Genomic DNA, 25,155 nt, shown 5'->3' with positions numbered 1-25,155 from the left:
GCTCGTACGTTGGTCGTAGGACCGCGAGCCGATCATGAACGCGGTATGGCAGTCGCATTGCGGCCCGCCCCACGCCCTTGAGCAGCGCGGACACCCGGCCCTAGGGTCGAACCACAACGAGGAACACACGGCCGTGTGCCCGAGTGGTTCAGGGGCTCGACTGCAACTCGAGTTACACCGGTTCGAATCCGGTCACGGCCTCCACGCAGTACGCCCGCCCAGCACGCGTCATACGCCGCGCCGGGCGGGCGTCGGCATTTTCAGGAATGGCCCTGGGCCTTGAACGCGAACGGTGCGAAACCGTTGATGAATTCCTTCAGCGCTTTGCGGCGGTCAGCGACGTCCTCGGGTACCGGCTTGGATTCGCCGAGTTCGACAAGGACGGCGTACTTCCGCGGGGAACCCTGATCTGCATCGGGTGCCCGCGTACGAAAGGCGACCACCCCACGCGCGGCGCGGGCAGTCGCCTTCTCTCGTATGGTCCGGAGATCAGGAGGCGATCGTCGTCTCTTCCTTGAGCGCTTCCTTCACCATCTCCCGCAGGTGCACCTCGTCCTCCTTGCTGAGCGAGGTCTGCACGAGCTGACCGCCGAACTTGACGATCTCGGGGATGACCTTGTCGCGAGCGGACGTCTTGACGAGCACGAAGACGGCAGCGGCGCCGGGCCGGAGATTGGTGCTGAGCTCCCTCATGAAGTCGTCGTTGACACCGGTGTCGACGGCGGACCCTCCGGCGGCGCCGGCCGCTGCGCCCACCGCGGCACCGAGGAACGGCACGAGGAAGAGCAGCCCGATGACGCTCCCCCACAGCGCGCCACCCGCGGCACCGGTACCCACGTGGTTGACGGCCTGATGCAGCTTGATCTTGCCGTCCTTCTCACGCCGTTCGACGACGACGACGTCCTCCAGCTCGACGAGGTGCTCGCGGTTCATGGACAGCAGCTTGTCCCGGACCTGGTCGGCGGTGGCGAAATCGTCGTAGGCGATGACGAACAGATTGCTCATGCGGCTGACTCCTCCTCGTGGTGCGTTACCGCACCGACCATAGAGGAACTGTAGTTAAATAAGATATTAAGTCCGAATGCATCGGCCCTCCAACCGCTTCAGCGGTCCGTTCCGGCCCACGTCTCTTCTCCCCTACGCAAAGCGAGCAACCCGAGGCAATGTCCCCGTCGGGCTCTGCCAACTTCCCGTAGAGCAGCCGGAATTCAGGAGCGGCGTACCAACTCGCGTGACAGGGCGGCCAGTTCGCTCCCGCTGCCCGAGAGGCTCTCTACAGTGGACGGCATGGCTGATCGCACAGACCACGGCGTCGCCCCGCAGAGCCACCCCGAATTGCTGGCGTGGCTGACCGAACGCGCCCAGAACTTCGAGCACTGGGCCGAGGCCACCAGCACCCCCGGGACATGGGACTTCTCCCCCCAGTCCCTGGATCCACTGGAAGACCTCATCCGCAGCCAGTACGACAGCGACGCGGAGAGCCTCACAGCGCGACGCAACGCATTCCTTCAAGGGGCATGCTGGTACATCGGGGAAGTGCTTTGCCGCGCCCGGGGGGCGGTGTGGAAGTTCGAGCCGTTCGCCGTGAAGGGCGCCGAACTGCCATCCCTGTTCGGGGAGGCGGCTCCGTCAGGGGTCATCGACGACCCCTGCGTGGGGGCGCCCGGAGAGGACACGGAGGAGGCCATCTATCCGATGGGCGCCGTGCACGGACTGTTCTCCACCGAAGACGAGCTGGGCAACCCCATCGAGCAGCACCTCTCCGACGTGCTGGGCGACTTCGAGGAGGAGGAGGACTTCGAGGAGGAGGAGGAGTAGCCGGGGTGCCGCCGCGATCGTGGCCGGTGGGGTCGATGCGCGCGTCGGCGGAGGCGAAGCGGGTGGTCGAACCTCTTGCCGCCTCAGCCCTCCAACCCTCCCACCACCCGCGCCCGCTCAAGACCCGCAAGGACCTCGTCGACCGCGTGCTCCACGGTCTGCCCGGTCGTGTCCAGCCAGAGCCCGATCCGCGGCGTCTCCTCCCGCAGCACCCGGTCCAGCGATTCGACCGTCCAGCCGGCCCCGTAACCGCTCTTGCCGCGCCCGGCCGTGCTCAGCCTGCGACGGCACCCGCCAGGAAAGCGGTCCAGGCGGCGGGGGCGACGGCGAAGGTCGGGCCGTCGGTGACCTTGGAGTCGCGGACGTGGACGGTGTGGGGGCAGGTGGCGACCTCGACGCAGGCCTCGCCCTCGTTGCCGCTGTAGCTGGACTTGAACCAGGAGAGCTCGGGACCGGTGGTCACAGTTGCCTCGCCTTCGCTTCGATGATCTCCGCCGACTTCCAGGGATTGAGCGCCTGGGCCCGCAGGATGCCGAATAGGTCGAACGTATCGCCCACCTGCTCGGGCTTCGAGATCAACCTACCGCCGCCCTGCGCCTCCACGTACACCAGATTGCGGCCTTCCGCCGTACACATCAACTGCATCGGCCCCATCAATCCCGCATGCGTGTGCTGATCCGAGGGCATCACCTGCACCGTGAGGTGGTTCATCCGCCGCATGCACTCCAGCAGATGCAGCAGTTGCTCCTTCAACACCTCAGCGCCGCCGAGCGTCCGCTCCAGGATCGACTCCTCGATGACGAACCCGACGTACGGCGGTGGCGTGCGCATCAGCACCGCCTGCCGTTCCAGTCGCGCCTCGACGTGCCGGACGATCTCGTCCTCGGTGTACGCGGGTTTGCGTGCCCGGTACAGGGCGTACGCGTACGCCTCCGTCTGGAGCAGCCCCGGGATCAGCATCGTCTCGTATGCGCTGATGACCCGCGCCTTGCGCTCCAGCCGCGCCCAGCCCAGGAACTTCGCCGGGTACTTCTCCTCGTCGATCAGCTCGACGCACGCCTTCAGCGCACCGCCCGCGTCAAAGACCCGGTCCGCGTCAGCCAGCAGTTCCAGCGTCGGAATACGCTCCGCCCGCTCGACCGCCCCCATCAGCGACTCCGAGATCAACAACTTGTCCGCAGCGTCCTTCTGCGTGAGCCCGGCCCGTACCCGATGGATACGAATCAGGTCTCCCACAAGCCTGCGCACCTGCGACGGCTCACCACTGGTCCCCACAGCCACCACCACCCTCACCACATCCCATCGATGTGGACCGCGTCCTCCTGGTCACGCTATGCAGCCGTCGGGATGCTTGGGGTCATGACGAGCAAGAAACGCCCCGAATGGGTACCCGCCGCCGGCTTCCAACTCCACCTGACCGGCATCCATTTCGATGCCATCCGGCTGCGGGGCGTACGCGGCGAGGCAGTACTGCAGCACCTCGGGACGCTCACCGAAGGCGAACCGGGCCCGGTCGTACGGGAGATCGCGGGCGCCCGGTGGACGTACTTCCTGATCCCGCCCGGTTCGAGCAAGGAGTACGACTGGCCGCCGGGTGCCAGGTGCTTCGGGCCGGCTGCCTGTGACCAGTACGTGGGAATCCCCGCACCGGACGGCAACACGTACCCGCTGAGCTGGCGATGCGGGGCACCACGGGAAGGGGAGTTCGTGGACGTGGAGCTGCTGTACGGGCTGGTGATGGCGCAGCTGGCGCCGGAGGAGGGGTGAGGCGGGCGCGGGTAGGTAAAATGACCGTCAGCTGCCGACCCTGGCGCGGAATGCGTCCATAGTCATGGTCTTGTCCGCGCTCGGGAGCGTGACGGTCTTCTTCTTGCCGAAGTCCAGGTAAGTCGTGCTGCTGGTGCGGCCGTCGCGCGTCGACTTCAGCTTCAGCAGATACGCCGGGTCCTTGGCGCTGACGTAGTGGGTGTCCGTGGCGGACGCCGACGCGGACACCTTGACGGCACGCGCCGGGGTGCCGTTCACCGTGGCGTCGTCGGACGGGGCATAGCGTCCGGTGGAGGACAGAGTGAAGTACGCGTCGCAGCCCTGCCCCGACTTCGTGGTGACATACGTGTCGTCCAGGTCGGCGGGGACGGTGATCTCCTGGCCCTGCTGCTTCAGGCTCGCGGCGAACAGGTTGGAACTGATGTAGGTCACGCCGTCCTGGCAGTACATGTTGCCGCCAATGGTGCCACTGATCTCGATGCGGAGACCCTGCTGCGGGTTCCACGTCATGCGCTGGAGGGCTCCGTCATACGCGGTCGAGTTCCCGATCGCGCTGAAGGTCGTGGTGCGCATCGTCTCGTTCACGGCCTCGATGCGCGCGGAGGCCGAACCGCCGGTCGCGTCATCGGCGGCAGCCGACGTGGATGAGGACGATGAAGTGGACGCTCCCTCATCGGAGTTGTCACTACACGCGACCGCCCCAGCCAGGAGCAGGGCGGTCACAGCTGCTGTACGCAAGGGGGAAGACACGAACGGTCCTTCTGCTAGGGGAGAGTGACGCGCGGACACGAGTGGGCGGCGGCCGTCGCGTCGAGGAAGTTCTGGAACGTGGCTTTCTCGACCCTCATGTACGCGAGGCCGTCGTGATTGGTGCTGTCGTGCAGGGCCTCGTCGTACGCGGTGTTCCACTTCGCGGCGAAGTGCACATCACCACTGCCACAGTGCAGAACAGCCTCATCGATCCGAGCAACCCCCTTGTCACCGGGGAGATTTTCCAAGTCGTACATATCCTTCTTGGCCACCTCAACAAAATTTTTGTCCGACGTCGCGGCAAAGGACACGGCCGCCTTGGCCGAGCCCGCCAGGTGCAGGTCACACGCCCACGTGTCGGCACTTCCGTTGTTCACCTGCTCCCGGTCCGGTTCGGCCCGGGAGACGACCACGGCCTCCTTCGGCAGCACGAAGCCCCGCACTCCACACACGTTCTGGACATCTGTCGTCCGCGAGGCGGACGGGGCGGCAAGATCAGGGGCGGCCGAGAGCGCCGGCGTGCTGCAGCCGGCCTTTTCGGCGACCTGCCGGGCCGAGCGGGTCAGCAGCCTGGCCAGACCGGCCGGGTCCGCCGCCCCCTTCTTCACCTCGGCCTCCACAGTCGCCACCGCGCCGTCCTCGAAACGTACGATCCCCTTGCCCTGCAGGGCGCCGCCCTTGTCCCAGCAGGATTTCGGCAGGACGACGTACCCGCCGTCCTGCGACACGGCACCGGTCACCCCGCCCCTGAAATAGGACCGGGCGGCAGGGTTCTTCCAGACATGGGTCGTGAAGGGGAACGCCCCTTTCTCGATGTCCGTCTCGACCGTCACCTGCTGATCGTCGCCTCCGACGAAACGACTGGTGCGCTCGACCGTGCACTCGAACTCGGCCCACTGCGGATCGACTTGCGCGTACACCTGCGACACGCGGCCGGTGGAGTCCAGAGCGGCCTGCACCTCCCCGCTTCCCATCCGGCCGCCGCAGAACGAGTCCGCGCCGAAAAGGTTCGTGTTCCACCAGCAGTACGAGGAGCCGAGCGCGGCCACCACGACCAAGGCGATCGCCGCCACAAGTACCGGCTTCTTCTTCCGCGTCTGGGCTGTCATGGTGCTGCTTACCGGTTCCTTCCGTCGGGTCGTACGGGGATCGGTGTTCCACATGCGGTGATCAGGTACGGGACCGCAGGGCCTCGTACTATCCGGCGCCCGCTCACGTAGCTCTGCCGGGCCTCTCCGCCCGCAGTGCGCCTCTGCGGTTCCCGAGCTACTGCCGAATCGGCTCGCTGGAGGACCAGAAGGCCGAATGCTCCCGCGGCCTCAGCTCCTCCGCCTTCGGCCCGCCGGGGTGGCCAGGTGTCCCCGTTGGATAGGTCATCGCTGAGTTCTCGGCACAGCTGAGTCCCGCACTGACGGAGACGTTGCCGATACTGCCGACTTCCAGGGAGACGGTGAATCCATCGGCATCCCTGGCCTGGATCCGTGGCATGTCCTTGTCGGAGTTGACGCTGACAACCCGAAAGCCCTGCCGTTCCCAGTATCGCTGGACGAGTCCCAATAGGTTGCCGCGTCGCTGCTCGGAGACCACGGTAAGGATGTTCCTGCTGCGGGAGACGGTCGTGGTGTCGGTCGGCTCGTTGAGACCGGTGCTGCACGCCGCTTCCGCAGGGGCGCCGTAGGCCCATTTCACCGGCGGACGGATGGCCACCAGCGTGCCGTCGAGAATCGCTTCCGAGCGCTGCCCAGCCTGCTGCATGTCCATCGTGGGTGCCTTCTGTTCTTTCTTGCCCTGGCCCTCCGTGCCGTTTTGCCCACCGCTGGTTCCACAGGCGGCGAGCGCCACCACCAGCAGCGCACACCCCAGCAGCCGTGTTCTGCTCACGCGCGTCACCTCGGTACCGCCGTCTGGATCTTGTCACCGTGACCAGTCACGACGCTCGCGATGTTGTTCAGGGAATCGCCCCCCTCGACCGGGTCGAAGTAGATCGAATGCGCGGGCAGGTCTCCGGTCGCGAGCCCCGTGAGGCCGGTGTCCTCGCCGGGGGCGACGCTGAAGTGATGACCACCAAAATGGTTGTCGGCTGGGTCAGTGCCGAACCAGTTCTTCTTAGGGCCGTACTCGCTCCCCGGAGCGACGTACTCCAGAAGGTTGGGCGTGGGCAGGTTGGTCACCTGGTCGTTCTCCGCCGCTCCAATGTAGACGTGGTCGGCGCCCACGCCGAGGTCGGCGGCCTTGTCGACGCCGACGCCGGGGCTGCCGACGAGGACCACGTCGTCGGCGGGGATTCCGTCGGGCTGCTGGGTGGCCTGGCCCACGGTCAAGGATCCGTATGAGTGACCAATGGCCGTCACATGCGGTGATCCGGACTCATGGGTGGCCCGAATGCCGTTCAAGAAGCTGTCGTAGGCCGGGGCGCCGGCCTTGGCGTCGTCGTCGTCCATAACGTCGGTGGCCGACCACTTGAAACCGTCCAACTGGGGTGCGTCATAGCCGAGCCAGACGACGGAGGCGGTCGTGGTGTCCGGGTACATTTTGTTCGCAGCGTGTGCCACATTCCAGGCCCGGTCCACGTCCGATGAAGCGAAGTGTCCGCTCAGCTTGGTGTTCAAGCCTGGCACATACGCGGAGACGTTCTTCGAGCTGTCCGGATTGCCGAACGACACGATGGCGCGGCCGTTACCTTCCGAGCCGATGCCGAGCAGATACGGGCGGGGCTCGCGCCCCCGGTCCAGTTGCTGCTGGATGCCCTTCACACCATCGATCTTGTCCTTGAGAGCGGTCGCCTCATCCCCGGTCGCCGACGCGTAGTCCGCCTCCAGACTGCTCAACAGCATCGGCAGGTAGGTCCGGTTGGCCCGGTCGCGGTCGGCCGCAGGCACTCCGTCTCGGTTGCCGATCTGCTCTGGGTAGTCGTGGATCAGCTCGGCCTGGAGGCTGGGCGAGAGTCCTGCCCACCACGCCTGTACGGCCTCGGGTGAAGCATTCTTGTCCGGCATGCCGAGCTCGGACAGCAGCTCACGATTGAGCTCGTTCGCGGTCGCCAACTCCAGCAGGCCGGCGCTCCAGTTACCTTTGGCGCACCGGTTGGCCGCCTCGGTGAAGAGCTTGATCGCCGCCGCGTACTCCTTGTCGGCTGTCCGTGCCGCGCTCAGGGCATCACCAATCCGGTCGGCGTACTCCTGGGCGCGAGCGGCGTGGTCTCGATTCATCATCGCGACATCACCGGGCATCATGTGACTGGTGTCGGCAGTCGGAGCGGTGACCGTACCGTCGTCGGCGACTTTGTAGCCACTTTCCGTGGCATCTGCGACGGCGGCCACGAATCGGCCCTGCTGGGCGGCGAACTCCTCACCACACGCCCTCAGCACGGTGCCCACCGCGTCGAGTTCCTGCTTGGCAACGTTCACGTCTCGTTGTATCCGGGCGAGTCGGTCGGCGGCGGACTCGGCGGCGACCCCGCCCCAGACCCCATCCTGGCTGAGGGGGCGGTGCAGATACTTGCCGAAGTCGCCGGCATGGGTGGTGAACTTTTCTGCCAGCCTGTCCCAGGCGTCGCCGGCGTCGGTCAGCAGGAGTGGCTTGGCATCACGAAGCTCCGAGACTCGCATGCGTCAGTGTCCTCCGTTCACCGACGGCGGGACGGTGAGCCCCGAGGTGTGCGAATAGTAGAGACCCGGGGTGCTGACGCCTGGAGCGTAGGGGCCGAGGAACGACTTCCGACGCTCCTGGTCCTCGTGCGTGAAACTTTTACTGGAGTCAATCACCGCGTCCGCCGCGCCTCCCACCATGCCTGCCAATGAACGCAGCGCCTTCGCCCACGCCTCCAGGCAATCGTCAATCGCCTGGGCGGACTGGAAACCGACCAGCCCGGCTACAGCCGCGTCCGTCGGCATGAACAGGGCTTTAATGTCTTCCGGTATGTCCTGGGCGACCTTGCGAGCGGCCTCACCCGCCTTCTGCACCTCTTGCGGTTCGATCCAGAACCCTTGCGTCGCACTGCCGATCGGTGTGGACATGCGTTCCCCCTCGGTCGCTGGTCATCCGTAGGCTAACCACCGGTTCTTCCCTGGCCTTGAGTACGCGTACTCAAGGCCGGGGAGGGCGGTCGCGAAGTCGCGTGATCTTGTGATGCTGCTGGTCCGCAGCAGGTGCCGACCTAGCCTTGCCGTGGCGCCGTGCCGTACACAACAAGCTCTGCACCGCACGGCACGCGGAGGTATCAGAATGGTGTTTCAGTTCGGCATTTCATCGTAGGGAGGCCTGTCGTAGGGCGAGTTGGAGCCGGGGGTAGCGGTCGGAGGGGGCGCATAGGTCGGGCGCGTGGGCTGAGGCTGATGCTGGGATTGCTGGTACGGGTTGGGGTGCGGAGGCTGGTGCGGGTACGCGGGCGGTGCGGCTGCGGCGGCGGACCCACGGCGGCGGGAGCGGATAGCCAGAGCGGTGACCACTGCGCCGATGAGCGCGGCTCCGCCGATGCCTAGGCCGATCCAGAGGCCGGTCTTGCTGCTGGTGTCGTCGGATGCCGGGGCTGCTGCGGCGGGCTTGTCAGTGTCCTTTGAACTTCCGGTCGCCTTGGAAGGCTCGGCGGAGGGGCTGGGGCTCTCGGCCGCCGCGAGATCGGGGAGCGGGTACACGTCGGCCGGGCCGGGGTCGCCCGGGGTCTTCAGGGCGATGCGGGGGCGGACGATCCCGTAGCCGATGTAGTCCGTGCGCTCGTCGCCACTGATCGGGCCGCCGGCCGTGTTGAGCATGACGCGCAGGACCTGGTTGTTCGTCCAGTGGGGGTGCTTGGACCAGATCAGGGCGGCGGATGCGGAGGTGATGGCGGTGGCATCGCTGGTACCGCTGCTCTTGCACAGCTGAGTACCCCCACTGCAGGTGTGGACCATGTCCACGCCCGGGGCGGACAGATCGACCTGTGGACCATACTGAGAGGACTTGGCCCTCTTAAGATCCTTCCCGACCGCCCCCACGCCGACGACGCCAGGAGTTCCGGCCGGGTACTCGATCGCGTTTCCCTCGTCAGCGCTGTTCCCTGCGGCTGCGAAAACGAGAGATCCCTTACCCAGGGCGTACTTCACGGCATCCGTGAGACGTTGCGATCCCACATTGTTACCGAGAGAGATATTAATTACTTTGGCGCCGTTGTCAGCCGCAAAACGAATCCCTGCAGACACGTCGTCGTTGAAATTTTCATCCCCTGTCGCCCCATTGACTTTTCCGAAGTTATCCCTTACGCGAATGGGGAGAATTTTACTCGAAGGCGCTATCCCAAAGGCACCGCCCCCGCCGCCGGAATCGCCTGTCCCGGCGATGAGGCCAGCCATCCCGGTCCCGTGATTGTCGTAATCGGCGTGCTCATCGCCCGGAGAGTCTGCCGCCAGGTCTTTCCCTTTGAGTACACGCCCTCGGAGATCAGGGGTTGACGCATCGACACCTGAATCAATAACGGCGACGGTAACGTTTTCTCCCGTACTCGACGCCCACATCTGATCGGCCTGCATCACGTCCAGATGCCACTGCCTCGCACGAACAGAATCCGCGGACACAGGGCTGGCGCCCACCAGTAGCGACGCCGCTACCGCGGATACGACGGTTCCACGACGGATGACCGCTGCACTGCTGGTACGCATCCAATTCCCTCTGTCTGTTTTCCTGCTGCTCAGTCGATCACTGGTGGGACAACCCGTCGGCTGCCCTGCTGCCACGTCTCCTCGTCCTCGACGAGATAGTCCAGCCGCTCACGTTCGTCACGGCGCGGCTCCCCGGCACGCTGAGGGGTTGCCGCTCCGCCGCGCCCCATCTGACCGCCCGCGCCCCGCACCAGACCGGTGCCTCCAGGAGTGAACGGGCGTGCAGATGTCCGCCCTGGCTGCTGCGGACGACCTCCCACCGTGCCCCCGGTCTCCCCGGCAAGTCGGCGGCCACCCACGATTCCGCTCTGGCCACCGCTCCCGACTCCGCTCATTCCCGCGCCGCGCCCCATCGCTCCACGGCCGGCGTGTGTGCCCTCGCCACCGATCACGGTGCCACGAGGAAGACCTCCCCCAGGCCGCCCGGACGTCTGCGAGGCCGGACGGCCACCGACGATCCCACCATCTCGGGACGGGCGACCGACCGGACTCGCGCCCGTATTCCCGTTACCCGGAGGCATCGGTGGACGGGGGATCCCAGTCGTCCTCCCGCCGGTGTTCGTCGGCTGAGGCCCTCCACCAATGACGGGCGGCAGAACAGCAGGCGTAGTGAGGAATGCATCGGGCTTGCCCGGCCCGGGAGTTACGGACGGACCCGGCACAGGCTTTGACGGAGCCGTCGTCGGCAGCGTCTCAACACTGTCGATCTCCATGTCCACCGGCGGCCGCACCACACTGGCGACCGGTGCCGTCACGCTCGCGTACGTGGACGACGGCGTGGTCACGCCGCCCACCGCTCCGTGACCGCCCACAGGCGTCGAGGAGCTTCCGGCATAGACACCGGCAACTCCCCCCGCCGACCCCCCGCCGGAGATGCGTTCATTGGTGTCGCTCCGCTTGGCCCGTGTGTCCTCCGGCGCGATCACCTGCGGAGGCGGCGGAAACTCGGGCTTCTCCAGCTTGCCGAAGCCCTCGACCGACTGGGAGTACGTCTGGGAGAGCTTCCTCATCTCCGCAGCCGCCGCCTCCCGCTCCTCGGTCAGCTTCCGCACCAGAGCCGTGGCATCCGGATCGTTGTGGTTCTGGAGAGCAGCCTTCATCGTCACCTCCGGATCCCCCTGGGGACGCGGTGTCGCCGCCTTGGCCAGGGCGATCGCGTCAGCCGCGTGGCTCAGCTGCGTCGATGCCCCTTTGCTGTAGAGACCGAGACGCAGCGTCGCGTTGGCCAGGTCCGCGCTCCAGGTACGGAACGACTCCGCACCCTGCCCCTTCCATTCCACGATCTGCGGACGGATCTTCAGTTCCTCACCGATCTTGTCGATCTCCGTCGCCGCGGTCGCCAAGTGGTCGGCCACAGCTTTGACGGCCTCGCTGTTGGCTTGGTCCAACCACGCAACCAACTGCACGTGGGACATGCCCTCGAACGATGTCGTACTCATCCCGCTCCCCCGTTCATACCAGCGATCGCTAGGTGATCTTCATCGCCGTCACGCGGCTCCGGTCTCCTTCGTCGGCGAAGGCTGGGGAGTCGTCGCCGACTGCCCACCGTCCTGCTTGCCCTCGTTCGGAACCGGGTTGTACTCACCCTCATAGTGCTTCTCCGCGCCCCACTTGATGGCGAGCATGCGGTCACGGATGTCGTCGTCCAGGTTCTCGTAGCCCTTGTGCGCCGCCAGGACTGCGATGCCCAAACCTTCTATGGAATCCGACAGCAGCTTCGAGAGGGTTTCCAGCTCCGTGACGACCTTCTGGTACGAGGCGTACAAGCCGGATGCCTCTGCCCACGCAGGGTCGCCGAACTGAGTCTTACCGATGGCGACTTCGCTCAGCTTCTTCGCGTCCGCAGGCGACGCCTTGAGGTTGCGCAGGAGCTCGTCGATGCGGTCGCGGAACTTCGTGAACGACGACAGCTCGGTGACCAGATCACCAACGGCCTGCGGTGCCACCGCACCGATGGCACCCATGCCTCCCATGACAGCCAATGGATACGCCGAAGACTCCGCCCCCGGATCGCTCTGCCCCATAGCGCTCTCCCCCGTTTAGCAACAGCCGATTACCGCTTCTGCTTCAGCTTCAGCTTCAGCTTCAGCTTCAGCTTCAGGGCTCACCCTAGCCAGCAGCGGCGACAGCGCGCAGCTCCGGGTTGCACCCGCAACCCGGATCACGCCATCCGCACAGGGCTCAGGACTTGGGCGCTGCCACCGCCGCCTGGGGCCTGATGGGGAGGCGGTTGATCGGGCGGCCGGTGGCGGCTCGTACTGCTGCGGCCACTGCTGCGGGGGAGGTGACCACGGGGCTCGCCGAGGCCCGCTTGGCGCCGAAAGGGGCCACTACGTCACGTTCTTCGATGAGTTTGACAATGCGAATGTCCGGTGCGTCCAGGGAGGTCGGCAGCGCGTAGCCGGTGAGGTCGGGGTGGCGGATCAGGCCTCGGGCGGCGCGAAGGTTCTCGGTGAGGGCGGCGCCGATGCCCTGGGTGATGCCTGCCTCGATACGGGTCGCCAGCTGGGACGGGTTGAGGACCCGGCCGACGTCCTGGGCGATCGCCATCTCCACGACCCGGACGGAGCCGGGTTCGATGTCGACGTCCACCACCGCGCGGATCGCGCAGAAGGCGAGGCCGACGAAGGCATCGCCCTGGCCCGACTCGTCCAGGGACTCGATGGCCCGACGGCGGGTTGTTCGTACGGACCGCCCAGCCCTCGATGAAGGCGTGCGGGACGAGGTGGTGCCGCAGCACCTCGGGACGCTCACCGAAGGCGAACCCGGCCCGGTCGTACGGGAGATCGCGGGCAGCCGGTGGACGTACTTCCTGATACCGCCCGGATCGAGCAAGGAGTACGACTGGCCGCCGGGCGCCAGGTGCTTCGGACCGCCCGCCTGTGACCAGTACGCGGGAGTCCCCGCACCGGACGGCAACACCTACCCGCTGAGCTGGCGGTGCGAGGCGCCGAAGGAAGGGGAGTTCGTGGACGTGAAGCTGCTGTACGGGCTGGTGATGGCGCAGTTGGCCCCGGAGGAGGGCTGAGGCGGGCACCCGGATGCGCCATTGCGCTGTGCAATGTCACATGATTCACTCGCGGGCAATGAGGCCGGCTCGGGAGGTGCCGGGTGTCCGCACGGTCGATCGAGGAGACCTTTGCCGCGCCGGCTGAACCCCTCTGTGCCCATGGCCTGACGGCCCGCCCCGCTGCCCCGTATCAGGATCGGACCCCACCATGACCATCACCGACATCCGCACCGTCGACTATCACGCCGGCGGTGAGCCGTTCCGGATCGTCACCGACGTGCCCGGGATCGCGGGCGACACCGTGGCGGACAAGCGTGTGAGCGCGATCTCCGATCCCGGGATCGACGGGCTGCGCGCCCTGCTGTGCTCCGAGCCCCGCGGCCACGCCGACATGTATGGCGGGTTCATTGTTCCGCCCGACGACGCGGGGGCCCATTTCGGTGTGCTCTTCTGGCACAAGGACGGTTTTTCGACCGCCTGCGGTCACGGCACCATCGCTCTTGGCGCGTGGGCGGTGCGTAGCGGCCGGGTTCCGATCGATCCCAGCGGGGTCACGGAGGTGGTGATCGACGTGCCCTCGGGGCGGGTCCGCGCCCATGTGGCCACCGACGGCGACCGGGTCGTCAGCATCGACTTCGTCAGTGTTGCCAGCTACGTCCTGCACGACGAGGTGGCGGTCCCGACCTCGCGCGGGGAGGTCCGGTGCGGGATCAGCTTCGGCGGCGCGATTTATGCTCACGTCCCGGCCGCAGCGGTCGGCCTCGACGTGAGCGTGGCCTCGCTTGCCGCGCTGATCGAGCTGAGCCGCGAAATCAAGAGCTTCCTCAACCCCACCGCCTTCGCCTGTCACCCGCTCGACGACAGGCTGAGCGGCATCTACGGCGTCATCTATATCGACGACCAGGGAATCGGCCCGGACGGCAGCCTGCGGCAGCGCAATGTCACCGTGTTCGCCGACGGTGAGGTCGACCGTTCGCCCTGCGGGTCGGGCACCTGCTCGCGGGTTGCCGCGTTGCATTCCACCGGCCGGCTCAAGCCCGGCCAAGTGCTCGCGCACAGCTCGATCACCGGGGCGACCTGGCTTGCGCGGGTGCAAAGGACCACGCACGAGGCAGGCCGGGAGGCCGTGGTGCCGGTGGTCACCGGCCGGGCCTACCAAACCGGCGAGCACCGGTTCGTCGTCGACCCCGACGACGACATGGTGCCGGGTTTCGTGCTTCGTTGAGAGAGAGTCACAATGTCAGCGCCCTATGGCAGTTAGGCGCTGGAGTCGGCCGCAGGGAGGCCGCGTGTCCTCGGCATTCTCCGAGGGAGATATGGAATTCGCCTCGGTGGCGGCAGCGCCCGGAGACGGCACCGGAACCGATGCGGTCTCCGGGGCGCACCCGCAACCCGGATCACGCCATCCGTACAGGGCTCAGAACTTGGGCGCTGCCACCGCCGCCTGGGGCCTGATGGGGAGACGGTTGATCGGGCGGCCGGTGGCGGCTCGTACTGCTGCGGCCACTGCTGCGGGGGAGGTCACCACGGGGATAGCGGAAGCGGGCTTGGCTCCGAAGGGGGCGACCACGTCGCGTTCTTCGATGAGTTTGACAATGCGAATGTCCGGTGCGTCCAGGGAGGTCGGCAGCGCGTAGCCGGTGAGGTCGGGGTGGCGGATCAGGCCTCGGGCGCTGCGGAGGTTCTCGGTGAGGGCGGCGCCGATGCCCTGGGTGATGCCCGCCTCGATACGGGTCGCCAGCTGGGACGGGTTGAGGACCCGGCCGACGTCCTGGGCGACCGCCATCTCCACGACCCGGACGGAGCCGAGTTCGATGTCGACGTCCACCACCGCGCGGATCGCGCAGAAGGCGAGGCCGACGAAGGCGTCGCCCTGGCCCGACTCGTCCAGGGGCTCGGTCGGGTGGGGGCGGCACTGGGCGGTGGCCCAGAGTTCCTTGCCGTGCATCTCGTCCGCGACCGTCGTGGACAGCACCCCGTCGTACGAGGTGATCTTGCCGCCGGAGATCTGCAGCAGCTCCGTGGACATGCCGAACTTGTGGGCCAGGGGCTGGAGAAGCTGTGTGCGGACCATCTTGGCGGCGCGTTCCACCGCTCCTGCCGAGACCCAGGTGTGGCGGCCGTGCGTCGCCGGGCCCGCCGGGGGCTGGTCGGTGTCGACGGACGCTACGTGCACCTCTTCGATGCCGAGGGTTTCCTGGACCACCTGACGGGCGAGGGTCGAGAAGCCCTGGCCCGTCTCGACGGCGGCGCAGATGACCGTCGCGATGCCGTCGTGGACCCTGACCGTGGCCGTGGAGACCTCGTCGGCGCCCTCCGCTCCGAGCATGTGGACCATGCCCAGCGCATAGCCGACCCCTCGGCGCACCGCACCGGGCTCGCCCGCGCCCTCCGGGCCGCCGGGGAGCAGCCAGTCGTCCTCCGGGGCGTCCTTGGGGAGAGCGGGGAGGGGGAAGTCCCTTACGGATTGCAGTAGTTCGGCTACCGGTGCCGGGCAGGTCACCGTCTGGCCGGTGGGGAGGATGTCGCCGGTGGACAGGGCATTGCGCAGGCGCAGCTCGGCCGGGTCGATGCCCAGCTTGGCGGCCAGCTTGTCCATCTGGCCCTCGTACGCCGCGCAGACCTGCATCGCGCCCTCGCCGCGTACATGGCCCGACGGCGGGTTGTTCGTACGGACCGCCCAGCCCTCGATGAAGGCGTGCGGGACGACGTACGGACCGCAGGCGAACGCGACCGCCGCGGCCAGCGACTCGGACGAGGCATCGGCGTACGCGCCCGCGTCGAGCAGGATCTGTGCCTCGACCTTCACCAGCCGGCCCTCGGCGTCCGCGTGGTGGCGGTAGCGGAGCAGCGTCGGGTGGCGGTGGGCGTGGCCGAGGAAGGACTCCTCGCGGGTGGCTGCCAGTTTGACCGGGCAGCCGGTGCGTAGGGCGAGCAGTCCGAGTGGGAGCTGGAAGCCGGGGTCCTCGCGGTCGCCGGTCGCGCCGGGGACGCCGGTGACGACGAGCTTCACCCGGTCCGGTTCGAGGCCGAAGCAGGCGGCGGCGAGATCGCGGTCGGTGTGCGGGTCGGTTGAGGCGGTGTAGATCTCCACACCGCCGTCGGGGCGGGGCACGGCGAGTCCGGCCTCGGCGCCGATCGGGGCCGGGTCCTGACGGCCGATGCGGTACAGGCCCTCGACGACGACTTCGCCGGTGACATCCGGGTCGCCGTAGCTCAGCGGGATGTGGCGGATCAGATTGCCGTCGGGGTGCAGCGGTTCGGCGGCGAATGCCTTCTCCGGGTCGGTGACCGGTTCGAGGGCCTCGTACTCGACGGCGATGGCCGCGGCGGCGAGGCGGGCCGTGTCGGGGTGGTCGGCGGCGACCGCGGCGATCGGCTCGCCGTGGTGGCGCACCAGGTCGGAGGCGAAGACCGGGCGGTCGACGACCCTGCGCCCGTACGCACTCTCGCCGGGTACGTCCTCGTGCGTGACGACGGCCCGTACGCCCGGCATCTCGACGGCGGCCGAGGTGTCGATGGACAGGATGCGGGCGTGCGGGTGCGGGGAGCGGAGAACGGCCGCCCACAGCAGGCCCTCGGCCCAGAGGTCGGCGGCGTACGGGAAGGTGCCCTCGGTCTTGGCACGCGCGTCGGCGGGCGGGAGGGAGACGCCGAGGCCGAGTGCGGGCGGCTCGGTGTCGGGGCCCTCGATCGACGGGGTGGTGATCCGTGTGCTGGTCGCGTTGGCAGCGGTGGCTGCGTCGTTGCTCACGCCATGCCTCCGTCCTGCAGGTGCGGCTGAACACTACCCGCGCCGGGGGCCGCCTGGTGCGGGATGCGGGCCTCGTCGGACTCCGGGGACGAGGAGTCCGACGAGACGGGGTCGTTGATCGCCTCGCGGCCCGCGATGACCTCGTTCACGGCGTCGAGGACGCCCCGGTAGCCGGAGCAGCGGCAGAGGTTGCCGCAGAGCGCTTGACGCGTCTCCAGTTCGCTGGGGGCGTGGTTGCCCTCCAGCAGGTCGTGGACGGTCATGGCCATGCCGGGGATGCAGAAGCCGCACTGGACGGCACCGCACTTGGCGAGGGCGCGCTGGACGTCCGACGGCTCGCCGTCCACGGCCAGGCCCTCGACCGTTCGGACCTCGCTGCCGGCCGCGGTCGCCGCGGGGACCAGGCAGGATGCGACCAGACGGCCGTCCACCTGGACGTTGCAGGCGCCGCACTCGCCCTGCGAGCAGCCGTCCTTGGCACCGGCGAGGCCGAGGCGCTCGCGGAGCACGTAGAGGAGCGACTCTCCGATCCAGGCGTCGGTGACGGGGCGGTCGGCGCCGTTCACATGCAGGACGTAGGAGGCGGCGGGGTGCTCGCTGGGCAGTGGTGAGGCTTCCGGCGGGGCGTCCAGTGGTGGTGCGTCCGGGGCCGTGTCGGGCTCGGAGCGGAGTGCCGTGTCGGCCGGCAACTCTGCTGGGTGGTGCTCGGGCGTGGCCTCCACCGGGTGCTCGGCCGGGGTGTCGGCCGCCGGAGCGGTGTCGGGGGTCGGGGCGGTGTCGGAGGTCGGGACCTGCGCGAGGTCCACCCCGAGAGCGGGGGTGTCTCCGGCAATGGGCCCGGGTACGTCCTCGGCAGCCGTCCTCCGTGCTGCCTCCGGGGCCTGGAGGGTGCTGTCTTCGTACGCGGACGGCTCCACCGCAGGCGCGGAATCGGCTCCCGGCGCGTGCTCCGGCTCAACGTCCGCTCCGGGTGCCGGCTGCTCCACCGCGGGCTCGGGCTCGGGCCCCGCGACCGGCTGCTGTGTCGCCCACGGTGCGGGCGCACCGCCCGGCAGCGTGGCCGGCGGTGTGCGGTCCGCGTACCACTGGGAGGCCGGAGCCGACGCCGCGAACTCGCCGGAATCCTCGGGGAGGTCGCCGTCGGCGACCGGAATCGTCCACTGCCCGCTGTGGCCGGCCGGGTCGGCATGCCCACTGTGCCCGGGCTGACCGCTGTGGTCGGCCGAAGCGGCGTGACCGGCCTGACCACTGTGGTCCGCGTAACCGCCGAACTCGCCGAACTCGGTGGACTCGGCGGACTCGGCGGACTCGGCGGACTCGGTGAAGTTCCACTGGCCCGTCGCGGCCGGCGTCTCCTGGTACTGCTCCTGCTGCGGATACTCGTACCCGTACTGCGGCTGCTGCTGGTTCGGGTCCGGCCAGTGCACCGCGTCGGATGCCGGCTGCTCCGCTCCCGTACCCCGCTCCTGCTGGCTCTGCGTCTGCATGACCCAGCTGCCCGTGGCCGCCGGGTCGAGCCCGGCCGCGGGGGTCAGCGGCAGGATCATCGGCGGTACGTAGCCATGGCCGGGCGCGGCCAGCGGGATGTCCGCCAGGTCCTCCGGCGGCAGGTGGACGAAGGCCGTCGCCTCGGCGTCGTACTCGCCGCCCTGCGGCGTCGGCTGCCAGCCCCCGTGCTGCGGCTGCTCCCGCTGCGCGTGCTGATTGTTGTAGTCCTCGTTGCTCACGACAGTGCCCTCCCCAGCGCTCGTCGGGCCAGCGCGGCGACGGTTCGCCGCAGATGCAGTACGGCGGGGGGCAGCGGTGGCACCTCTCCCCCGTCGGCGGGCGGTGCCTGGTCCGGGATGCAGGCCGCGGCGACGTACTCGCCGAAGGCGGCCAGCGCATCGGGGGCCAGGCCCCGTTCGCCGTCCCAGTCGATCAGTGAGGCGATCCAGCGCTCGGCCTCCAGCGGCCGCAGCGGCATCGGCGCGATGGCGCCGACCGCGCAGCGCACTCCGCGCCGGGCCGGGTCGAGGACGATCGCGACGGATGCGGTGGCGCGGCCGGGACCGGTGCGGCCGGTGGCCTTCAGGAAGATCTGGGGGGCGTGCAGCAGCGGTACCCGGACGAAGCCGATCAGTTCGGCGGGTTCGAGCATGTCGCGGCCGGCCAGCAGGTGCGAGACCGGGATCTCGCGGCGGGCGCCGCCGGGGCCCGCGATGACGAGCTCGGCCTCCAGCGCGGCGAGCACCGGCAGGGCGTCACCGGTCGGCGCGGCGGTGGCGATGTTGCCGCCGAGCGTTCCGGCGTTACGGATCTGGGGCGGGCCCGCGGCGCGCGCGGACGCGGCCAGGGCGGGGATGAGAGCGGCGAAGTCGGGCCGCCCCATGCGTGCGTGGGTGAGTCCGGCGCCGAGCAGCGCGTGGCCGTCCTGGTAGTGCCAGCCGCGGAGCTCGCTGATCCGGCCGAGGCCGACCAGCCCCGAGGGGCGCAGCAGCCCCTTGTTGACGGCCGACATCAGGTCTGTACCGCCTGCCACGGGAACGGCGGCGGGCATGGCGCCCAGCGCCGCCACGGCCTCGTCGAGCGAGGCCGGCAGCGTCACGGACTGCGTCGCCTGCGGTGCGTGCGTGGTCAACCCAGCTGCCCCTTCCCGGTGTCCCGGCTGTCCGGCTTGTTTCGCCGTACGGTACGTGCTCAAAGCCTGGACGTGGCAACTCTGGCACATCTTCCGACCGGCCCGACGCGAGGGTCCGCGAAGGGCGTATCCGTCCCCGACCAGGGAGATGGTCCCGATTCGCCCCGCTTCGGCACAGAGTGCGAATTGCCACTCTTCGGCGAGCCTTGTACGGCTTGTTCCGTTCCGGCTGTTCCGGTCCGGCGGGGGCGCGTTCCGGTCCGGCGGGGGCGCGTTCCGGCTACTCCGTGCCCACGGGACGCGTTCCGGTATTCCGTTCCGGCTGCGATGCGTTACGGGGGAACGACCGCCGGCCGTCACACTCCCGGGGAGGGTGACGGCCGGACCCGGAGCGCGACCGGGATCACACGTTCGGGGGCGGTCCCTCAAGGGGGCGGCCGAGGACGCCCGGGCGCCGCTGCCGGGGCAACGGGCCGGTGGGCGGCCGGTAATCGACGCCGAGCGCGTCAAGTCGGGCATAGTGCGTGGTCATTCGGCGTTCGAATTCGGCGAAGTCCCGTTCGGCGGAGGCGGGCAGGGGCGACCAGGCGACCTCCGCGAACGCCGCGAGGCGCGGGAAGACCTGGTAGTCGACGCGGGCCCGGTTCTGCATGACCTCGGTCCAGACATTGGCCTGGGTGCCGAGGATATGACGGGCCGCCTCCTCGGAAAGGCCCGGAGGTACGGGTTCGAAGCGGTAGACGTCCTCCAGGGTACGGATGAAGCCGATGGGCATCGGCTCGTCGGCGCCGCCGTCCTGACGGTGGTCCAGGTACACGTACTGCTCCGGGCACATCACCACGTCGTGGCCGGCCTCGGCGGCGGCGATGCCTCCTCCGTAACCCCGCCAGGACGACACGGCGGCGCCCGCCGGGAGGCCGCCTTCGAGGATTTCGTCCCAGCCGATGAGCCGGCGTCCGCGTGCGGTGAGCCAGGTGTCGAAGTGCCGGATGACCCAGGACTGCAGCTCGTCCTCATTGGCCAGGCCGAACTCCTCGATCCGGGCCTGGGCGGCCGGGGACTCCTTCCACTGGTCCTTGCGGCACTCGTCGCCGCCGATGTGGATGAACGGCGAGGTGGCGGCGGGGAAAAGGTCGAGGACCTCTTCGAGGACGCCCTCGAAGAAGCGCAGGGTGTTGTCAGTGGGGGCGAGTACGTTCGGGTTGATGCCCCAGGTGTCCCAGACGGAGAGGGTAGTGGTGTCGATGACGTCGGTGTTGCCCAGTTCGGGGTACGCGGCGATGGCCGCCTGCGAGTGGCCCGGGATGTCGATCTCGGGGACGACACGGATATGCCGCTCGGCGGCGTACGCCACGATCTCGCGGATGTCGTCCTGCGTGTAGTAGCCGCCGTGCGGGGTCTCGTCCCACAGTTCGGAGGCCCGGTGACCGTGCTTGGTACGGGACCGCCAGGAGCCGACCTCGGTGAGGCGTGGGTAGCGCTTGATCTCGATGCGCCAGCCCTGGTCATCGGTGAGATGGAAGTGAAAGACGTTCAGCTTGTGCGCGGCAAGGAGGTCGAGGTAGCGCAGGACGTCGTCCTTGGGCAGGAAGTGCCGGGCCACGTCGAGCATCATGCCGCGCCAGGGGAAGCGGGGGCTGTCCTCGATGTCCGTGAAGGGAATGACCCACTTCTTGTTGGAGTGGACAGGCGCGCGGCGGAAAGCGTCGGGGCCAAGGAGCTGACGCAGGGTCTGGGCGCCCCAGAAAACCCCCGCCGCGCTGCCGCCGCGGATCTCGATGCCTCGGTTCCGGACCACACCAAGCCTGTACGCCTCGGGCTCCAGAGCGTCGTCGATGTGCAGCGCGACCGAATTCTTGGCCCCTTCATCTCCCGGCGCCAGCTGCAGACCGAGGGCGGGACCAACCATGGAACGCAGCCAGCGCTCCGTGGTCTCTGTGCCGGGCGCCGCGTAAAGCGTGGTGCTCCGGTCCAGCAGGAAACCATCGGGGGCCAGGACTTCGACGGCGACGGGCGCGGGGATCAGATCCATGGGTTCAGCGTCTCAGATGAACTTGTGCCATCCGGGTGAGGCTGGTTGTTCGGACGAGTGCGCGCAGCGGTCCCCGATCAGCGCCGATACACGCGCCGGGGCCTTCGCCCGTCAACCGGCGAGGAGCGGCACCCGCTACCGATGATTCATGCGCAGTTCTCAGCCCTTCGGGCTGGAGGTGAAGCACTTCTGGCGCAGGCGGCGGGAGGAGCCGCCTCGAGCGGGCAAATGCCGCTTGTACGGCTCCGAGCTGCGGCGACCGGTGCCGCCGTTTCACACCTCGCAGACCTGCGCGGCCTGCGGCCGGACGGATCCGCAGTCCCGCAAGGACTGCGGCCGACTGTTCGCGTGCGTGCACTGCGGGCATGAGGACGACCTGACCACAACGCCCCGGTCGAGATCGAGACCGAGCCCGCCAGGGGGGGCACCTCCCATGCCCTTCGGGCTATGGGGAGGGTGGCTCGGTCAACAACAGCACGCGCAGGCGCCCTTGGTGCCGAGTCCCGCCCTCCGGCGGAGGCGGACGCGTGAAACCCAACCGGCCACTTTCGGGTGGTCAAAGGGAATCTCCCGGCTTCAGAGCCGGGAGAGGATCGTCAATCCTTGTCCTTGCCGCCCTTGCCCTTGTCGCCACCGGCACCCATGGACTCGTAGATCTCCTTGCACATGGGACAGACCGGATACTTCTTCGGGTCGCGACCCGGTACCCAGACCTTGCCGCAGAGTGCGACCACGGGGGTGCCCTCCAGGGCACTCGCCATGATCTTGTCCTTCTGGACGTAATGGGCGTAGCGCTCGTGGTCGCCGTCGCCGTTCGACACCTGCGGCGTCGGCTCTACGAGGGTGCCCGTACCTGCCCCGCGCTCGGGCTCAAGAGTGCTCATGGACCCCAAGGGTACTGAAGGCCGGGACCATCAGTTCAGCGAAGGGTCGTCCGGGTAGGTGGCGATCATCGCCAGTTCGCTCCGCTGGCGGCGCAGGACCGCCCGCCAGAGGTGTTCGGGGCGTGGGGAGGAGACGTCTCCGGGCTCGGACTCGACGACGTACCAGGCCCCCTCGGTGAGTTCCGTCTCCAGCTGTCCGGGGCCCCAGCCGGCGTACCCGGCGAAGATCCGTAGCGAGCCGAGCGCCGCGGCCAGCAGCTCCGGTGGGGCCTCCAGGTCCACCAGGCCGATCGCCCCGTACACCCGGCGCCAGCCGAGCGGGCCCTCGTCACCGGGGATGACGGCCACACCGAGCGCCGAGTCGAGCGAGACCGGGCCGCCCTGGAACACGACGTCGGGCTCGCCGGTCAGGCCGGCCCAGGACGTGAGGATGTCGCAGACGCCGACCGGGGTCGGGCGGTTCAGGACCACGCCGAGTGAGCCCTCCTCGTCGTGGTCGAGGAGCAGCACCACCGCGCGGTCGAAATTCGGGTCCGCGAGCGCGGGTGTGGCCACGAGCAGTCGCCCTGTGAGCGAGGACACCTCGGTCATGGCAGAAATGATCCCGCATCTTCGCTCTCCACGGGGACCAAGTGGGCCGCCCGGTCACCGAGGGGGACCGGGCGCAGCTCAGGGCGCACGGATGCATGCGGAGCGCACCGCCCGGAGGGCGTTGCGGACGGTAACCCTCCGCAAGAGTCGGGGAGCAGAGCGTGTTGTGGCGAATTCATGACGTTCGCACACCCCCCGCTCTCTTACGGAAGGGGGGCTGTGGGCCATTACCCTTTCGTTTGGCCCCCTGCCCGACCACTCCGGAACGCGAGATTCATGACCGGCACAGACGATGTCCTGCTTGTCCACGGCGGAACCCCGCTGGAGGGCGAGATCCGCGTCAGAGGCGCCAAGAACCTGGTGCCGAAGGCAATGGTCGCCGCGCTGCTCGGCAGCGGACCCAGTCGGCTGCGCAATGTGCCCGACATCCGCGACGTGCGGGTGGTGCGGGGGCTGCTGCAGTTGCACGGTGTGACGGTCCGGCCGGGTGACGAACCGGGCGAGCTGATCCTGGACCCGACCCATGTCGAGAGCGCCAACGTCGCCGACATCGATGCCCACGCGGGCTCGTCGCGCATCCCGATCCTCTTCTGCGGCCCGCTGCTGCACCGGCTGGGCCATGCGTTCATCCCGGGGCTCGGCGGCTGTGACATCGGCGGCCGGCCGATCGATTTCCACTTCGACGTGCTGCGGCAGTTCGGCGCGACCATCGAGAAGCGGGCGGACGGCCAGTATCTGGAGGCCCCGCAGCGGCTGCGCGGCACGAAGATCCGGCTGCCGTACCCGTCGGTGGGCTCCACCGAGCAGGTGCTGCTGACGGCCGTGCTCGCCGAAGGCGTCACCGAGCTGTCCAACGCGGCCGTGGAGCCGGAGATCGAGGACCTCATCTGCGTACTGCAGAAGATGGGCGCGATCATCTCGATGGACACCGACCGGACGATCCGGATCACCGGTGTCGACCGGCTGGACGGTTATACGCACCGGGCGATCCCGGACCGTCTGGAGGCGGCCTCCTGGGCGTCCGCGGCGCTGGCCACCGAGGGCAACATCTACGTGCGGGGCGCACAGCAGCGCTCGATGATGACGTTCCTGAACACCTTCCGCCGGGTCGGCGGGGCGTTCGAGATCGACGACGAGGGCATCCGCTTCTGGCACCCGGGCGGCGCGTTGAACGCCATCGCCCTGGAGACGGACGTGCACCCCGGCTTCCAGACCGACTGGCAGCAGCCGCTGGTCGTGGCCCTGACGCAGGCCTCGGGCCTGTCCATCGTCCACGAGACGGTGTACGAGTCCCGGCTCGGCTTCACTTCCGCGCTCAACCAGATGGGCGCACACATCCAGCTCTACCGCGAGTGCCTGGGCGGCTCCGACTGCCGCTTCGGTCAGCGCAACTTCCTGCACTCCGCGGTCGTGTCCGGGCCGACGAAGCTGCAGGGCGCGGATCTGGTCATTCCGGACCTGCGCGGCGGTTTCTCGTACCTGATCGCCGCGCTGGCGGCGCAGGGCACGTCGCGGGTGCACGGCATCGACCTGATCAACCGCGGCTACGAGAACTTCATGGAGAAGCTGGAGAAGCTCGGCGCGAAGGTGGAGCTGCCGGGCGGGGCGCTGATCTGAGGCGCGGCTCCCGAGGGCTGCTGACGGGGGTTCGGGGCGCTGCCCCGGGCCCCCGTTCTCCGTTTGCGGGAGGGGCCGGGTCCGCACCCCTGGTCCGTAATGGCGGCAGAAGCCCGGAAACGGGCCCTCTCGGGCCGGTACACCGAAGGGCGGTCACCCTGGTCGGGTGACCGCCCTTCGTCGCGCCTGTGGGGCTTACTTGCCCTTGGCGGCTTCCTTGAGCTTGGAGCCCGCGGAGACCTTCACGCTGTAGCCGGCCGGGATGTTGATCGGGTCGCCGGTCTGCGGGTTACGAGCGGTGCGAGCGGCACGGTGGGTGCGCTCGAAGGTCAGGAAGCCGGGGATGGTGACCTTCTCGTCGCCCTTGGCGACGATCTCACCGACGGTCTCGGCGAGCGCGGCCAGCACGGCGTCGGCGTCCTTGCGAGTCACCTCGGCGCGGTCGGCCAGGGCGGCCACCAGCTCACTGCGGTTCATGTTGTTACTCCCGTGTTCTTCTTGCCTGTGAGGCGTGAGATCGAAGCCGATGCTGCCAGGGCCCTAGGACAGTCCCCGGACCCGGGTCTGTCGTCAGACCCTCGCGCCCGATTACGCATCCTGCCCCCACCTGCGGCGGGAAAGCCAATCCGGCACCCTCCGGAGTCACACGAAAAGCACCACTGCCTCGTCGTGGTGACGT

The 25,155-nt window shown here is 68.6% G+C and carries 24 protein-coding genes, 1 tRNA gene and 2 pseudogenes; 7 read left to right on the top strand and 20 right to left on the bottom strand.

Translation table 11 applies throughout. The features are described 5' to 3' along the window. Positions 1-129: 129 nt before the first annotated feature. Positions 130-204: transfer RNA gene (locus tag OG609_RS25490), tRNA-Cys, on the top strand. Between the two features lie 285 nt (positions 205-489). Here OG609_RS25490 and OG609_RS25485 read toward each other — a convergent pair. Further along, complete coding sequence (locus OG609_RS25485; RefSeq protein WP_327274947.1) at positions 490-1,005, bottom strand: DUF1269 domain-containing protein; 516 nt, start codon at positions 1,003-1,005, stop codon at positions 490-492. A gap of 282 nt (positions 1,006-1,287) precedes the next feature. Here OG609_RS25485 and OG609_RS25480 point away from each other — a divergent pair, with 282 nt between their 5' ends. Then, positions 1,288-1,818, top strand: a complete 531-nt coding sequence (locus OG609_RS25480; protein ID WP_327274946.1) for a hypothetical protein — start codon at positions 1,288-1,290, stop codon at positions 1,816-1,818. Between the two features lie 83 nt (positions 1,819-1,901). Here the strand turns inward: OG609_RS25480 and OG609_RS25475 are convergent, their stop codons facing one another. The 3 genes from OG609_RS25475 to OG609_RS25465 form a co-directional block, all read right to left on the bottom strand. Then, positions 1,902-2,030 (bottom strand): hypothetical protein, encoded by a 129-nt coding sequence (locus OG609_RS25475; RefSeq protein WP_385652095.1) that lies wholly within the window; start codon positions 2,028-2,030, stop codon positions 1,902-1,904. Positions 2,031-2,092: 62 nt separating this feature from the next. Further along, on the bottom strand, positions 2,093-2,281 hold the full coding sequence (locus tag OG609_RS25470; protein WP_327274945.1) for a DUF397 domain-containing protein: 189 nt from the start codon (positions 2,279-2,281) through the stop codon (positions 2,093-2,095). Further along, entirely contained in the window at positions 2,278-3,054 is a 777-nt protein-coding gene (locus OG609_RS25465) for a helix-turn-helix domain-containing protein (protein ID WP_327274944.1), read from the bottom strand. The genes OG609_RS25470 and OG609_RS25465 overlap by 4 nt, the downstream gene beginning before the upstream one ends. 123 nt (positions 3,055-3,177) lie before the next feature. Between OG609_RS25465 and OG609_RS25460 the strand changes: the two genes are divergently transcribed. Further along, positions 3,178-3,585: a hypothetical protein gene (locus tag OG609_RS25460; protein WP_327274943.1), complete on the top strand. Its 408-nt coding sequence runs from the start codon at positions 3,178-3,180 to the stop codon at positions 3,583-3,585. Positions 3,586-3,612: 27 nt separating this feature from the next. Here the strand turns inward: OG609_RS25460 and OG609_RS25455 are convergent, their stop codons facing one another. The 9 genes and pseudogenes from OG609_RS25455 to OG609_RS25415 all read right to left on the bottom strand — a co-directional run. Further along, entirely contained in the window at positions 3,613-4,335 is a 723-nt protein-coding gene (locus OG609_RS25455; RefSeq protein ID WP_327274942.1) for a hypothetical protein, read from the bottom strand. Between the two features lie 14 nt (positions 4,336-4,349). Continuing rightward, complete coding sequence (locus tag OG609_RS25450; RefSeq protein WP_327274941.1) at positions 4,350-5,444, bottom strand: hypothetical protein; 1,095 nt, start codon at positions 5,442-5,444, stop codon at positions 4,350-4,352. Positions 5,445-5,601: 157 nt separating this feature from the next. Further along, the gene (locus tag OG609_RS25445) at positions 5,602-6,216 is read right to left on the bottom strand and encodes a hypothetical protein (RefSeq protein ID WP_327274940.1); all 615 of its coding nucleotides are present in this window, start codon (positions 6,214-6,216) and stop codon (positions 5,602-5,604) included. Between the two features lie 5 nt (positions 6,217-6,221). Further along, positions 6,222-7,943 carry an alpha/beta hydrolase gene (locus OG609_RS25440; protein ID WP_327274939.1) on the bottom strand — a complete coding sequence of 574 codons (1,722 nt, stop codon included), beginning with the start codon at positions 7,941-7,943 and terminating at the stop codon, positions 6,222-6,224. Between the two features lie 3 nt (positions 7,944-7,946). Continuing rightward, on the bottom strand, positions 7,947-8,351 hold the full coding sequence (locus OG609_RS25435) for a hypothetical protein (RefSeq protein WP_327274938.1): 405 nt from the start codon (positions 8,349-8,351) through the stop codon (positions 7,947-7,949). A gap of 216 nt (positions 8,352-8,567) precedes the next feature. Next, positions 8,568-9,839, bottom strand: coding sequence for a type VII secretion-associated serine protease mycosin (gene mycP / locus OG609_RS25430; protein WP_327278182.1), 1,272 nt, complete (start codon positions 9,837-9,839; stop codon positions 8,568-8,570). Between the two features lie 158 nt (positions 9,840-9,997). Beyond that, the gene (locus tag OG609_RS25425; RefSeq protein WP_327274937.1) at positions 9,998-11,407 is read right to left on the bottom strand and encodes a WXG100 family type VII secretion target; all 1,410 of its coding nucleotides are present in this window, start codon (positions 11,405-11,407) and stop codon (positions 9,998-10,000) included. 48 nt (positions 11,408-11,455) lie between these two features. After that, a complete protein-coding gene (locus OG609_RS25420; protein WP_327274936.1) occupies positions 11,456-11,932 on the bottom strand; it encodes a hypothetical protein in 477 nt (158 codons plus the stop codon). Between the two features lie 217 nt (positions 11,933-12,149). Next, a pseudogene (locus OG609_RS25415) lies at positions 12,150-12,629 on the bottom strand (molybdopterin cofactor-binding domain-containing protein); the annotation flags it as partial. Between OG609_RS25415 and OG609_RS25410 the strand changes: the two are divergent. Both OG609_RS25410 and OG609_RS25405 read left to right on the top strand, forming a co-directional pair. Then, positions 12,547-12,996, top strand: coding sequence for a hypothetical protein (locus OG609_RS25410; protein ID WP_327274935.1), 450 nt, complete (start codon positions 12,547-12,549; stop codon positions 12,994-12,996). The pseudogene OG609_RS25415 and the gene OG609_RS25410 overlap by 83 nt on opposite strands. Before the next feature lie 190 nt (positions 12,997-13,186). Further along, complete coding sequence (locus OG609_RS25405) at positions 13,187-14,203, top strand: proline racemase family protein (RefSeq protein WP_327274934.1); 1,017 nt, start codon at positions 13,187-13,189, stop codon at positions 14,201-14,203. Between the two features lie 192 nt (positions 14,204-14,395). Here the strand turns inward: OG609_RS25405 and OG609_RS25400 are convergent, their stop codons facing one another. The 4 genes from OG609_RS25400 to OG609_RS25385 all read right to left on the bottom strand — a co-directional run bounded on the left by OG609_RS25400 (position 14,396) and on the right by OG609_RS25385 (position 21,384). Beyond that, the gene (locus tag OG609_RS25400; RefSeq protein ID WP_327274933.1) at positions 14,396-16,732 is read right to left on the bottom strand and encodes a xanthine dehydrogenase family protein molybdopterin-binding subunit; all 2,337 of its coding nucleotides are present in this window, start codon (positions 16,730-16,732) and stop codon (positions 14,396-14,398) included. Then, entirely contained in the window at positions 16,729-18,459 is a 1,731-nt protein-coding gene (locus OG609_RS25395) for a 2Fe-2S iron-sulfur cluster-binding protein (protein WP_327274932.1), read from the bottom strand. Before OG609_RS25395 ends, OG609_RS25400 begins: the two co-directional genes overlap by 4 nt. Beyond that, positions 18,456-19,352 carry an FAD binding domain-containing protein gene (locus OG609_RS25390; RefSeq protein WP_327274931.1) on the bottom strand — a complete coding sequence of 299 codons (897 nt, stop codon included), beginning with the start codon at positions 19,350-19,352 and terminating at the stop codon, positions 18,456-18,458. Before OG609_RS25390 ends, OG609_RS25395 begins: the two co-directional genes overlap by 4 nt. A gap of 403 nt (positions 19,353-19,755) precedes the next feature. Next, entirely contained in the window at positions 19,756-21,384 is a 1,629-nt protein-coding gene (locus OG609_RS25385) for a beta-N-acetylhexosaminidase (protein WP_327274930.1), read from the bottom strand. Positions 21,385-21,532: 148 nt separating this feature from the next. On the opposite strand from OG609_RS25385, the pseudogene OG609_RS25380 reads away from it, so the two are divergent. Beyond that, positions 21,533-21,703, top strand: a pseudogene (locus OG609_RS25380) (hypothetical protein); the annotation flags it as partial. 277 nt (positions 21,704-21,980) lie between these two features. Here the strand turns inward: OG609_RS25380 and OG609_RS25375 are convergent. Beyond that, positions 21,981-22,268 carry a DUF3039 domain-containing protein gene (locus tag OG609_RS25375; RefSeq protein ID WP_327274929.1) on the bottom strand — a complete coding sequence of 96 codons (288 nt, stop codon included), beginning with the start codon at positions 22,266-22,268 and terminating at the stop codon, positions 21,981-21,983. 30 nt (positions 22,269-22,298) lie between these two features. Then, complete coding sequence (locus OG609_RS25370) at positions 22,299-22,859, bottom strand: YqgE/AlgH family protein (protein WP_327274928.1); 561 nt, start codon at positions 22,857-22,859, stop codon at positions 22,299-22,301. A gap of 276 nt (positions 22,860-23,135) precedes the next feature. Between OG609_RS25370 and murA the strand changes: the two genes are divergently transcribed. Next, on the top strand, positions 23,136-24,476 hold the full coding sequence (gene murA, locus OG609_RS25365; protein ID WP_327274927.1) for a UDP-N-acetylglucosamine 1-carboxyvinyltransferase: 1,341 nt from the start codon (positions 23,136-23,138) through the stop codon (positions 24,474-24,476). Positions 24,477-24,671: 195 nt separating this feature from the next. Here the strand turns inward: murA and OG609_RS25360 are convergent, their stop codons facing one another. Continuing rightward, a complete protein-coding gene (locus OG609_RS25360) occupies positions 24,672-24,953 on the bottom strand; it encodes an HU family DNA-binding protein (protein WP_003968811.1) in 282 nt (93 codons plus the stop codon). Between the last annotated feature and the right edge of the window lie 202 nt (positions 24,954-25,155).

This window comes from Streptomyces sp. NBC_01224 (assembly GCF_036002945.1).
GTDB lineage: Bacteria > Actinomycetota > Actinomycetes > Streptomycetales > Streptomycetaceae > Streptomyces.
Note: the sequence above shows the minus strand (reverse complement) of the source record. Positions and strands in the feature narration are given on the sequence as shown.